This is a genomic window from Maribacter sp. UH1 (assembly GCF_056839145.1).
Window position 1 is genome coordinate 850,557 of record NZ_CM166387.1, and the last position, 11,985, is coordinate 862,541.

The 11,985-nt window shown below is 33.8% G+C and carries 11 protein-coding genes; 9 read left to right on the forward strand and 2 right to left on the reverse strand.

What is annotated here, in order from left to right; all coding sequences use genetic code 11:
- Positions 1 to 60 precede the first annotated feature (60 nt).
- Together gap and UH1x_RS03760 are read left to right on the forward strand one after the other, a co-directional pair.
- Entirely contained in the window at positions 61 to 1,071 is a 1,011-nt protein-coding gene (gap, locus tag UH1x_RS03755; RefSeq protein ID WP_482625187.1) for a type I glyceraldehyde-3-phosphate dehydrogenase, read from the forward strand.
- Positions 1,068 to 3,287 carry a hybrid sensor histidine kinase/response regulator gene (locus tag UH1x_RS03760; RefSeq protein ID WP_482625188.1) on the forward strand — a complete coding sequence of 740 codons (2,220 nt, stop codon included), beginning with the start codon at positions 1,068 to 1,070 and terminating at the stop codon, positions 3,285 to 3,287. The genes gap and UH1x_RS03760 overlap by 4 nt, the downstream gene beginning before the upstream one ends.
- Here UH1x_RS03760 and lpxK read toward each other — a convergent pair.
- The gene (gene lpxK, locus UH1x_RS03765) at positions 3,268 to 4,269 is read right to left on the reverse strand and encodes a tetraacyldisaccharide 4'-kinase (protein ID WP_482625190.1); all 1,002 of its coding nucleotides are present in this window, start codon (positions 4,267 to 4,269) and stop codon (positions 3,268 to 3,270) included. The genes UH1x_RS03760 and lpxK overlap by 20 nt on opposite strands.
- A 50-nt stretch (positions 4,270 to 4,319) precedes the next feature.
- On the opposite strand from lpxK, the gene UH1x_RS03770 reads away from it, so the two are divergent.
- From UH1x_RS03770 to UH1x_RS03780, 3 genes are all read left to right on the forward strand, one after another.
- Positions 4,320 to 5,414: a Nif3-like dinuclear metal center hexameric protein gene (locus UH1x_RS03770; protein WP_482626483.1), complete on the forward strand. Its 1,095-nt coding sequence runs from the start codon at positions 4,320 to 4,322 to the stop codon at positions 5,412 to 5,414.
- Between the two features lies 1 nt (position 5,415).
- Positions 5,416 to 6,195 (forward strand): zinc ribbon domain-containing protein, encoded by a 780-nt coding sequence (locus tag UH1x_RS03775; RefSeq protein ID WP_036156050.1) that lies wholly within the window; start codon positions 5,416 to 5,418, stop codon positions 6,193 to 6,195.
- Positions 6,196 to 6,265: 70 nt separating this feature from the next.
- Positions 6,266 to 6,679 (forward strand): DUF4174 domain-containing protein, encoded by a 414-nt coding sequence (locus UH1x_RS03780; RefSeq protein ID WP_482625192.1) that lies wholly within the window; start codon positions 6,266 to 6,268, stop codon positions 6,677 to 6,679.
- Here UH1x_RS03780 and UH1x_RS03785 read toward each other — a convergent pair whose 3' ends face one another.
- Positions 6,680 to 8,023, reverse strand: coding sequence for an FAD-dependent oxidoreductase (locus tag UH1x_RS03785; RefSeq protein WP_482625194.1), 1,344 nt, complete (start codon positions 8,021 to 8,023; stop codon positions 6,680 to 6,682).
- 153 nt (positions 8,024 to 8,176) lie between these two features.
- On the opposite strand from UH1x_RS03785, the gene UH1x_RS03790 reads away from it, so the two are divergent.
- The 4 genes from UH1x_RS03790 to UH1x_RS03805 are packed head-to-tail and all read left to right on the forward strand — an operon-like array spanning position 8,177 to position 11,815.
- Complete coding sequence (locus tag UH1x_RS03790) at positions 8,177 to 8,809, forward strand: flavin reductase family protein (RefSeq protein WP_482625196.1); 633 nt, start codon at positions 8,177 to 8,179, stop codon at positions 8,807 to 8,809.
- Positions 8,810 to 8,811: 2 nt separating this feature from the next.
- Positions 8,812 to 8,967 (forward strand): DUF2256 domain-containing protein, encoded by a 156-nt coding sequence (locus UH1x_RS03795; RefSeq protein WP_482625198.1) that lies wholly within the window; start codon positions 8,812 to 8,814, stop codon positions 8,965 to 8,967.
- The gene (locus UH1x_RS03800; RefSeq protein WP_482625200.1) at positions 8,960 to 10,255 is read left to right on the forward strand and encodes a DASH family cryptochrome; all 1,296 of its coding nucleotides are present in this window, start codon (positions 8,960 to 8,962) and stop codon (positions 10,253 to 10,255) included. Before UH1x_RS03795 ends, UH1x_RS03800 begins: the two co-directional genes overlap by 8 nt.
- 27 nt (positions 10,256 to 10,282) lie before the next feature.
- Positions 10,283 to 11,815, forward strand: a complete 1,533-nt coding sequence (locus UH1x_RS03805) for a cryptochrome/photolyase family protein (RefSeq protein ID WP_482625201.1) — start codon at positions 10,283 to 10,285, stop codon at positions 11,813 to 11,815.
- Positions 11,816 to 11,985 lie beyond the last annotated feature (170 nt).

The following is an 11,985-nucleotide window of genomic DNA, read 5'->3' on the forward strand; positions in this document are numbered from 1 at the left end:
TTGATAGTTCTAATTTAAGTGGAATTATCTGTATTAACTGAACACATTCATCAGTAACCAATGCAAAAACTAAACATAGGCATTAATGGTTTTGGAAGAATAGGCAGAACCCTATTTCGTCTTATGCAAGCACATGAAAATTTAAATGTGGTTGCCATTAATGATTTGGCAGATACCCGTACTCTTTCGCATCTATTAAAATATGATAGTATTCACGGTACTTCTCCGCTAAACATCTCTCATGACGATAAGCACATTATCGTTAATGATAGAGCCATAGCACTATTTAACGAATCTCATCCGTCTAAAATAAATTGGTCTTCTTCTGCAGTTGATTTAGTTGTTGAATGTACCGGTAAATTCAAGGATAGGAAAACCTTATCTTTTCATCTTAAAAATGGTGCCAAAAAAGTTATTTTGTCCGTACCGCCTACTGAAGATGATATTAAAATGATTGTCTTTGGCATTAATGAAAATACCTTGACCACATCTGACGATATTATATCCAACGCATCATGTACTACGAACAATGCTGCACCAATGATAAAAATAGTCAATGACCTATGTGGTATTGAGCAGGCGTATATTACAACGATACACTCATATACTACAGATCAAAGTTTGCATGACCAACCGCATAGAGATTTAAGAAGGGCACGGGCAGCATCACAATCTATAGTACCTACTACAACCGGAGCCGCAAAAGCATTGACCAAAATATTTCCTGAACTAGCAGATACCATTGGTGGTTGTGGCATTAGAGTCCCTGTACCAAACGGCTCATTAACAGACATTACGCTAAATGTAAAAAGGGAAACAAGTATTGAGGAAATAAACTCTACTTTTGAAAAAGCGTCTAAAAACCAGTTTAAAAATATAGTACATTATACTAACGACCCAATAGTTTCCATTGATATAAACAATAGTTGTTATTCTTGTACGTTTGATTCTTTGATGACCTCCGTAATAGGAAAAATGGTTAAAATTATTGGCTGGTATGATAACGAAACCGGCTATAGCAGCAGGATCATTGATTTGATTAATTTTATAAGTACTAAAAATTATATTTGAAGATTTTATTTTTAAATAAAACGCTTAAATTTTTACTAGTCCCCATTCTAATTTTGGCGGCTACCACTGCCCTATACTCGCAAAATCCGGTTCCACATAAAGACATACAGCCATACTTTGATCAAGCAAGAAAATTCAGAAATCAAGATAAAATTGAACTTGCCTTAGAAACACTGAATACAGCCGCAAACGAAGCCGAAAAAAGCGAAGATGTAAAAGGACTTATAGATAGCCTTCACGAACTAGCATTATTGTATTTAAAAATAGATAAAGAAGGGGACACTGAATTTTATTGGGATCGCGCAAGTGTTCTGTTAAAAGACATTGAATATCCTTACGGTGATGGTATGCATAAATATATAGAGGCTATTCTTTTACATAGAAGTAACAGAAACTTTCAAGCGCTGTTTATGCTAAACGAAGCTAAGCAACTAAATAACGACCGTAATTTTTACAATAACTTATTATTGACAGAAGCTAAAGTATATCTCAGTTTAGAGAAATATGACAGTGCTACAAAAAATTTGAATTCACTTATTGTAAATACTGATCTTTACGAAAAGGAATACCTGACAACACAAGCCTACTTAACACTTGCTGAATTAAATTTAAAAATCGATAATTTATCCGAAGCTGCTAAAAATGGGGAAAATGCGTTAACCCTAGCTGTTGATAATGGATTTTTAGAAGACATTAAAAACTCCAACACCTTGTTATCTTCTGTTTATGAAAGACTGGGTTTATACCAAAAGTCTCTTGTAAATACCCAAAATCTGGTACAATTAAAAGATTCCATATTTAATATTGATAAAAATATAATTGAAGCCAAAACAGCTGATAAGATAAGAGATGATTATAAAACGGAAGAGATTGCACGCCAAGAAAAGAAAATAGAAGAACTTACAGAATCTCAGAACAGGTCTGAACTTACGGCAATTTTAACCTCTGCATTTTTAATTATTATTTCATTACTAGCGGTTACATTATATAGAAATAACCAGATAAAATTAAAAACCAACGATCTTTTACAGACTAAGAACAAAGAGCTACAAATTGCTCGTGATGGTGCCGTACAGGCAATGGAAGCAAAAACAAACTTTCTATCTACCGTAAGTCATGAACTTAGAACTCCGCTATATGCGGTTACCGGACTTACCCATTTACTGCTAGAGGAAAACCCAGAAGAGCACCAAAAAGAACATTTAAAGGCATTAAAATTCTCTGGCGACTATCTTCTTAATTTTATTAATGACATTCTACACATCAACAAAATTGATGCGAATAAATTAGAACCCCTTAACATGGAGTTCAACCTTAATAAGGTCATTAATGAAGTTATCAATTCTCTTGGTCAAAGTGCTAAGTCCAATAAAACAAACCTGATTTTAGAATACGACTCAGATATACCAAATAGCTTATTGAGCGATCCATTAAAGCTCTCTCAAATTTTCATGAATTTAATTGGTAATTCTATCAAATTTACCAAAGGTGGCGAGGTAAAGGTGATTGCAAAATTATTGAACAAAGTTGAAGATGATATCACCATCTATTTTGAAGTTAAGGATAATGGTATAGGTATCTCAAAAGAGAAGCAAAAAAGTATTTTTGAAGGTTTTGAACAAGGTTCCATTCAAATAAATAGAGAGTATGGTGGTACCGGTCTAGGTCTTACTATTGTTAAAAGTTTATTGAGCTTATTTGAAAGTAAAATTGAGCTTGAGAGTGAATTAGGCGAGGGAAGCTCTTTCTTCTTTGAAGTTAAAATGAAGAGTCTTGAAAGTGAATCAGAAGATGTATCATTTGAGATTACGCCTAAAGATTACGACTTTAAAGGACTACACTTGTTAATTGTTGAAGACAACAAAATTAACCAAGTCATCACCAAAAAAATGCTCTCTAAGCGAGATATGACCAGTGACATAGCCAATAACGGTCATGAGGCCGTAACAGCCGCTCAAGAAAATGTATATGACGCCATATTAATGGATATTCATATGCCAGGTATTAGTGGTGAAGAAGCTACAATACAAATTAGAAAGTTCAATCAAGACACACCTATAATTGCATTAACGGCTATTTCTTTAGATGATAGCTTAGAAAGTTTTTATGCCGCGGGTTGTGATGATGTGGTTACCAAACCATTTAAACCAGATGTTTTTTACCAAAAGATAGGTGAGAATATTTTTGATAAAAGAGCTAAGAAATCGTTGTCATAAATTTTAATAATTCCTTCTTCATTAGTTCGCGGGAATTATCAAAAAACTCATGTTTTACTTCTATATAACTTAAGTTCGTTAGCTTAGTTTCTAAACGCACGAAATCCTTCTCTGTAGTAAGAATACATTCTTTTTCTTTTAAAACATCAATTTCTTGATCAGTAAAGAAATGGTGATCCTTATATTTTAAATGCTCAAACGTAATTCCTTCGGAATTTAAAAACTTTACTAACGGAGTAGGATTGGCAATACCGGTTACCAAAGTCACATTTTTTTCTTTTAGCGTATCTAAAGTCAAGATATCACCCTTTAGTTCTTTATTATAAGATAAATAACTGAACAATACTTTTTGATGGGGTTTAGGATGTATACTTTCCTTAATCTTATTTTTTTCTAATGGCGACAAGTTAGCAGGGCATTTAGTTACTACAATTAAATCTGCCCTACCCGCCTCTCTTTTAGAATCTCTTAAATCTCCCGTTGGCAGGTACCAATCTTTCATATACAAATTATCATAGGAAGTCAACAAAATTGAAAACCCAGCTTTTACTTTTCTATGTTGAAAAGCATCATCTAGCAGAATAACATCTGGACTAATCAATTTCTCCAACTGACTAATTCCGTTTCTTCTATCCGCATCAACAGCAACAGTAATTTTAGGGAATTTGGTTTTTATCTGAAATGGTTCATCACCCAATTCTTCAACAGTGGTTTGTTCATTTGAAAGCAAAAAGCCTTCTGATTTCCTTTTATAGCCTCTACTTAAAATAGCTACATTATAATTCTCAGAAAGCTCCCGTATCAATAGCTCGATCATTGGTGTCTTACCCGTACCACCAACACTTAGGTTACCCACACAAATAGTTTTTACGGCAAATGATCGAGAAGAGAAAATACCCATATCATACAAGCGATTTCTAAGAAAGACAATCAGTCCGTAAATTAATGAAATAGGAAAAAGAAGTTTTCGTAACACCTGCATTAGAACGAAATTATAATAATTTATCTTTGAATATCTTATTTTCTTATAAAATGACCGTAAAAGACATCACCCTAATATTAGAAGAATTTGCCCCATTAACTTATGCCGAAGATTTTGACAACGTAGGTTTACTAGTTGGCAACGCGTCCAATGAAGTAAGCGGAGTATTAGTTACATTAGACACTTTAGAAAATGTGGTAGAAGAAGCCATTGCTAAAAAGTGTAACATGATTGTTAGCTTTCACCCTATTATTTTTGGTGGGTTGAAGAAAATAACGGGAAAAAATTACGTGGAGCGTGTAGTTATCAAAGCAATCAAAAACGATATTGCCATCTATTCTAACCACACGGCGCTTGACAATGCAAAAGAAGGCGTAAACGCAAAAATTTGCGAAGTACTTGGACTTTCTAATACCAAAATATTACTTCCTCAAAAAAATACGATTAAAAAATTAACCACCTATATCCCTAAAGATAATTTAGAAGAGGTAAAAAATGCTATGTTCAAAGCTGGTGCCGGTAACATAGGAAACTATTCTGACTGTAGTTTCACTATTGAAGGTAATGGTACTTATAAAGCAAATGAAGATGCCAACCCTACAAAAGGAAGTATTGGTACCACGCATACTGAAAGTGAAATAATGTTTACATGTGTTTTTGGCAAGAATGAGGAATCTGCAGTCATCAAAGCTTTATTGTCATCTCACCCGTACGAAGAGGTGGCTTATGACATACAAACTATAGAAAATACCAACCAACATATTGGTATGGGCATGATAGGTGAATTGAACAAAGAGGTTACGGAAACCCAATTTCTTGAACATTTAAAGCTTAAAATGAACGCCAAATTGGTACGTCATTCAAATTTTTTAAATAAACCGATTAAAAAAGTAGCAGTACTGGGAGGAAGTGGTTCTTTTGCCATTAGTGCTGCCAAAGCGGACGGAGCAGACGTATTTGTTACTGCAGACCTTAAATATCACCAATTTTACGAGGCTGAAAACCAAATAGTTTTGGCAGATATAGGACACTTTGAAACTGAGCAGTTTACAAAAAACCTTTTAGTTGATTATCTTACGAAAAAAATTCCTAATTTTGCAATCCATTTATCGGAAAGTATAACAAATCCCATCAATTATTTTTAATATGGCAAAAAAAGAAGATTCGTCTGTAGAAGCAAAGTTAAGAGCATTATATGATTTGCAATTAATTGATTCTAGGGTTGATGAAATAAGGAACGTTCGTGGTGAACTTCCTTTAGAAGTAGAAGACTTGGAAGATGAAGTCCTTGGCCTAAAAACGAGAATGGATAAACTTAAAACTGATTTAGAGAATATCAATTTCGAAATCGGTGCTAAGAAGAACCTTATTGAGGAAGCAAAGACTTTAATTAAAAAATACGGCGAGCAACAAAAGAATGTTCGTAACAGTAGAGAATTTAATTCTATCAGTAAAGAATTGGAATTTCAAGAATTGGAAATTCAATTAGCTGAGAAGAACATTAAAGAATTCAAAGCTCAAATAGATCAGAAGAAATCTGTTATTTCTGAAACTAAAGAACGTTTATCTGAACGTGAAGCTCACCTTAAGCATAAGAAAAGCGAATTGAACGCTATTCTTGCTGAAACTGAGAAAGAAGAAAAAGCGTTATTAGAAGAGTCTATCAAATTTCAAGATAAAATTGAAGAGCGTTTGGTAAAGGCATATGCACGTATTCGTAACAATGTTAAGAATGGTTTAGCTGTTGTGCCAATTGAAAGAGGTGCTTCTGGTGGTTCTTTCTTTACTATTCCACCTCAGGTACAGGTTGAAATTGCTTCAAGAAAGAAGATTATTACTGATGAGCATAGTGGTCGTATTTTAGTTGACCCTACCCTTGCTGAAGAGGAAAGTGAAAAAATGCAAAAAATGTTCGCTAAATTATAATAGCAAACATCTAACATATATTAAAAAAGCCATCTTTTAAAGATGGCTTTTTTTGTTTACATTCATGGCTATGAAATCTTTTAAAATCCTTTTAATTTTTATAATGATGTCTAGTCTTAATATAGAAGCTCAAGATTTATCGGACTACAAATGGAAAAATAGAATAGTTATTCTTTACGAAACTGAGAGTAATATTACCGAAGTAAAATCTGCCTTAGAAACTACTGAAAGTAATGCTTCAAAAATTAATGAAAGAGATATTATTGTTTTCACCTATATAGACAATGTATTATATACTACGGAAGGTAAAGCGACAGCTATTAAAAAATCTAGCACACCACCAAAATCCTATAATGGCTATATATTAATTGGAAAAGATGGTGGCATTAAAGCCAAAAGCCCCTATCCTTTTAAAATACAACAGCTGACTGACTTAATTGACAGTATGCCCATGCGCAGAAGTGAAATGAAGTCCAATAAGTAATTACCCCAGTGACTTAAGCATTAGCTCTTCTACCTCCTTACTATCCCATTTTTCAGCTATTCCTGCTGTGCTCATGACTTTTTTCATAATCTCTTCCTGAGCATCTCCTTCTGCTAATGCTTCTGCATAAGGTCTATTTGAAAATGTAACCCTACTATAAGCAGGAATCCATTTCTCTGGATGTTTTGCCGCAAAGTGTTTTTCAATTTTCTTTTGTAACAAGAAATTGACATCTGCAGTTTTACTGCTCATTTCTACAAAGTTGCGATAGCTTAGCTCTGCAATAGCATCAGCGTTTGGCTTGCGCCTTTCTTGATAGATTTCAAAAATACGCTGCCAGTCATCACCTAACTCCTGTATAATCTGATCTAAGACATAAATATCCTCAAAACCAGCATTCATGCCTTGACCATAAAAAGGCACTACAGCATGCGCAGAATCGCCCACAAGAGCTACTTTATCCCAATAGGTCCATGGGTAGCACTTCATAGTTACCATGGCACTGGTAGGGTTCTTAAAAAAGTCTCCCGTTAAATTTTCTATATCATCCATTACGTTAGGGAAGTACGTATTGAAAAAATGTACCGCATCCTTTTTTGTCTTCAGACTTTCAAAAGAAACATCACCTTCAAATGGCATAAATAAAGTACAGGTAAAACTGCCATCTAAATTTGGCATTGCTATGAACATAAACTTACCACGTGGCCAAATATGAAATGAGTGCTTATCTAATTTATGTGAACCATCCGCATTTGCAGGTATAGTTAATTCTTTATATCCTACGTCAATAAAATCTTGCGAATAGTCAAATCTACTTCGCCTTTGCATTTTATGACGTACTCTTGAAAAAGCACCGTCGCATCCAAATACCAAATCAAAAGGGTATTCTATCCACTCCCCTTTTTCGCTTTCTCCCGTATAAACTTTTGCTTCGGGCAAATTAATATCCCAGACCTTTTCCTCAAAACGAAATTCTACTCCGTTCTTTTCGGCAAGATCAATCATGCGTCTATTAAGCACACCACGCGATATAGACCAAATAGCCTCACCGTCTTTGCCATATTTTTGAAAATACTGCTCTTTTCCAATGACGTGCATCGCCCTTTTATCTAAGGGTATGGCTATTTCTTTAATCTCTTCTTCTATGCCAACCGCCTTTAACGCGTTCCAACCTCTATTACTCATTGCAAGGTTGATGGATCGTCCAGAAAATTCAACATTTCTAATATCTGGTCTGCGATCAAAAACGGTAATTTGATGTCCGTACCTCTTAAGGTAAATGGCTAGCAAGGATCCTACTAAGCCTGAGCCAATAATGGCAATATTCTTTTTTTCTTGCGTCATGTATATGGCTTTAAGCCAACATTAATTCAATGTTAAAAATAGGAAATTATGCCCTCATTTCTTGTATAAACAGATAAACTAAGCAAATCATTTACCTTATTGAGTCCATATCTGTTTAATTTTTAATTATTTTTGTTAAACAAAATATACAATTTGAAACATTTTGGTAAAGAAGAACTAGGCAAAATGCCTAGTAGATACAGAGCTCATTTAATCAATAGTTGTACCGGTTATAAATCTGCCAACTTATTAGGTTCTAAATCTGAAGCGGGTATAAGTAATTTGGCTATTTTCAATTCGGTGGTTCATATTGGTAGTACACCACCTATGCTAGGGTTTATTCTTAGACCTTTAACCGTTAAAAGAAATACCTATGCTAACTTTAAAGAAAGTGGATTCTTCACAGTAAACCAGGTAAACGAATCTATCATAAAAGATGCGCATCATACTGCGGCCAGTTATGATGAAGATATTTCAGAGTTTTCAAAAACCAAATTAACCGAAACATATTTAGATAATTTTCAGGCTCCGTACGTAAAAGAAAGTGCTATAAAATTGGGGTGCAGCTATGTAAACGAATATGAAATTAAAGAGAATGGTTGCCTACTGATAATCGGTGCTATTGAGCATGTCTATTTACCAGACGATATTTTACAAAATGACGGTTGGTTGCAATTAGATAAGGCGCAGACTGTCGCTATTAATGGATTGGATGCTTATGCCTTACCTCAGCTTTTAGCAAGATTCGCATATGCAAAACCAGATGAACCCAGTAAACCTATATAATAGTGGCTCATAAAAAAGTAAACCTGCAAACAAAAATTTGCGCAACGTGTAATAAACCATTTTCATGGCGTAAAAAGTGGGAACGCAATTGGGACGATGTAAAGTACTGCGGAGAAAAATGTAGACGAAATAAATTGAAAACAACAATTCATGAATAATCTAATTTGGTTTAGAAACGACTTACGGGTGCAAGACAACTCTTCATTAACTGAAGCAATGAAAGGGTCTAATATTATTGGCTTTTACTGTTTTGAATCTAAATTTTTTGAAACCGATGAATTCGGATTTAAAAGAACTGAAAAGTATAGGGCAAAATTTTTAATTGAGACTGTTCAGCAATTAAAACAGGAACTTGAAAAAATCAATATACCATTATTTATTTTTCACGGTAATTCAGCAGATTACTTACCAGATTTAATTCGAAATCATTGCATCAATTCTATTTTCTTACAAAAAGAATGGACTAGAGATGAACAGGTTATACTAAACAATGTAAAGAAGAGGTTAGATCCCAATATAAATATTCAAGAAGTATATGATCAATTTTTATTTCACCCAGATGATATTCCTTATGATGATTTTAGTTCAATTCCTAATGTCTTTACCACCTTCAGAAAAAAGTGCGAAGCAAACTCCAAAGTAAGACCAATTACCTCGTTACCTAATCAAATGCCTAGTGAAAATTTAATTGACACTAAAACCAAAACCCCTACTTTAAATGATTTAGGTTTAGACAATTATACTAACCATATAAATACCGCATTCCCTTTCAAAGGCGGAGAATTAGAGGCGTTGAAACGAATACAGAACTACTTTTGGGAAACGAAAAAACTGAGTTTTTATAAGAAAACCAGAAACGGATTAATTGGTACGGATTACAGTTCAAAACTTTCTTCTTGGCTGGCTAACGGTAGTATATCTCCAAGAACCATTTACTGGGAAATAAAGAATTACGAGAAAGAGATTGTAAAAAACCAAGATACCTATTGGTTAATTTTCGAATTGATTTGGAGAGATTTTTTTAAATATATTTCTCTTAAACATCACGATGCTATATTTAAGTTGGATGGTATATTAAATAATACTTACGATCCTAAAACCAACGAAAAAGCCAAACATACTTGGATCAATGGTTTAACTAAAGAACCTTTCGTAAATGCCAATATGAAAGAACTATTAGAAACCGGATGGATGAGTAATAGAGGGCGACAAAACGTAGCTAGTTTTTGGTCTAAAGAATTAGAACAAGATTGGCGAATTGGTGCAGCCTATTTTGAAAGTATGTTAATTGATTATGATGTGCATAGTAATTGGGGAAATTGGATGTACAACAGCGGTGTAGGAAATGACCCTAGAAACCGAAAATTCAATATCAAAAGCCAAGCTGAACGATATGATGCTTCCGGTAAATATCAACTGTTGTGGTTACAAGAAACATTGTTCTAATCACAACTTCCAAAAAGACACGAAATAATGAAAATAGTACGCTTAATATTAGGTGATCAATTAAATCAAAATCACTCTTGGTTCTCAAACGTAAATGACGACATTACCTATGTAGTAGCTGAAATGAGACAAGAAACCGATTATGTTAAACACCATATTCAAAAAGTGGTCGCGTTCTTTTTGGCTATGCGAAGTTTTAAAAATGACCTTTCTCAAAAAGGGCATCGATTTATCTATTACAAACTAGACGATAAAAACAATCCACAAGATTTAGCACAGATAATTTCAAACACTATCAAAGAAACAAATGCTGAAAAATTTGAATATCAGTTACCAGACGAATATAGACTAGATCAACAATTACAAAAAATTTGCAGTTCGCTAGCCATAGCTACCGATAGTTTTGATACCGAACATTTTTACACCACCAGATATGAGTTAAAAGATTTCTATACCGGCAAAAAGCAAATGGTCATGGAAAGTTTTTATAGGATGATGCGAAAAAAACATGGTATTATGGTAACTAATGACCAGCCTGAAGGCGGTAAATGGAACTATGACCAGAGCAACAGAAATAAATGGAAGGGCAAAACACCTATACCTAAAGAAAAAGAGTTTTCTAAAAATGTAGATGAAATAGTTCAAATGTTGAACGATAAAAATGTTCAAACATTTGGCAATATAGATTCCACAGAATTTCCATGGCCGGTATCAAGAGAAGAATGCTTGAATACATTAGATTATTTCTGTAATGAATTACTACCACATTTTGGTGACTACCAAGATGCCATGCATACAGATGAGAAGTTTCTTTTTCACTCACGCCTATCATTTGCAATGAATGCTAAGATATTAGCACCAAATGAAGTTATCAATACTGTCTTAGACCATTTTTACGATAAATCCAACGATATAAACATATCTCAAGTTGAAGGTTTTGTACGACAAATTTTAGGATGGCGAGAGTATATGAGGGGTATTTATTGGAAAGAAATGCCCAAATACAAAGAACTGAACACATTAAACAATACCAATAAATTACCTGAGTTTTTCTGGACAGGTGACACAAAAATGAATTGTTTAAAAAAGGCTATTGGTCAAAGTTTAGATGTTTCTTATGCTCATCATATACAGCGCCTTATGGTTATCGGTAATTTTTCTTTATTGACCCAAATAGACCCAGATGAAGTTGATAAGTGGTATTTAGGTGTTTACATAGATGCTATTGAATGGGTAGAAATCACCAATACTAGAGGTATGAGCCAGTTTGCCGATGGCGGCATTGTTGCTACTAAACCATATGTTAGTAGCGCTAATTATATAAACAAAATGAGTAATTACTGCAGTGGTTGCCATTATAGCCACACCAAAAAAATTGGTGAAAAAGCATGTCCTTTCAACTCGTTATATTGGAATTTTCTATCTGATAAAAAGGAACATTTTAAAGATAATCAACGTATGAACATGATGATGGCTCTTTTAAATAAAATGGACGGAAACAAACTAGCTGAAATTCAAGAAAGAGCTGCCGAAATAATTAAAAATCCCGATGCATTTTAATAGTTATTTAAACTAAAATTAACATCGTAAAACGTTCTAATTCATACTTTTGAAGCGAAAATTAATAGAACATTCCGCGAGAGCGCCTATATAAAGAAAACACCTTTTCATTTAAATGAAAAGGTGTTTTTGTTTCGTCTTAAATCATAAAAACAAATACACTTTTCAAT

Excerpts from the sequence above, each read along its gene's own strand:
- UH1x_RS03785 (WP_482625194.1), bottom strand. The coding sequence starts at position 8,023 with ATGACGCAAGAAAAAAAGAATATTGCCATTATTGGCTCAGGCTTAGTA.
- UH1x_RS03800 (WP_482625200.1), top strand. The coding sequence starts at position 8,960 with ATGAATAATCTAATTTGGTTTAGAAACGACTTACGGGTGCAAGACAAC.
- UH1x_RS03780 (WP_482625192.1), top strand. The coding sequence starts at position 6,266 with ATGAAATCTTTTAAAATCCTTTTAATTTTTATAATGATGTCTAGTCTT.
- lpxK (WP_482625190.1), bottom strand. The coding sequence starts at position 4,269 with ATGCAGGTGTTACGAAAACTTCTTTTTCCTATTTCATTAATTTACGGA.
- UH1x_RS03805 (WP_482625201.1), top strand. The coding sequence starts at position 10,283 with ATGAAAATAGTACGCTTAATATTAGGTGATCAATTAAATCAAAATCAC.
- UH1x_RS03775 (WP_036156050.1), top strand. The coding sequence starts at position 5,416 with ATGGCAAAAAAAGAAGATTCGTCTGTAGAAGCAAAGTTAAGAGCATTA.
- gap (WP_482625187.1), top strand. The coding sequence starts at position 61 with ATGCAAAAACTAAACATAGGCATTAATGGTTTTGGAAGAATAGGCAGA.
- UH1x_RS03770 (WP_482626483.1), top strand. The coding sequence starts at position 4,320 with ATGACCGTAAAAGACATCACCCTAATATTAGAAGAATTTGCCCCATTA.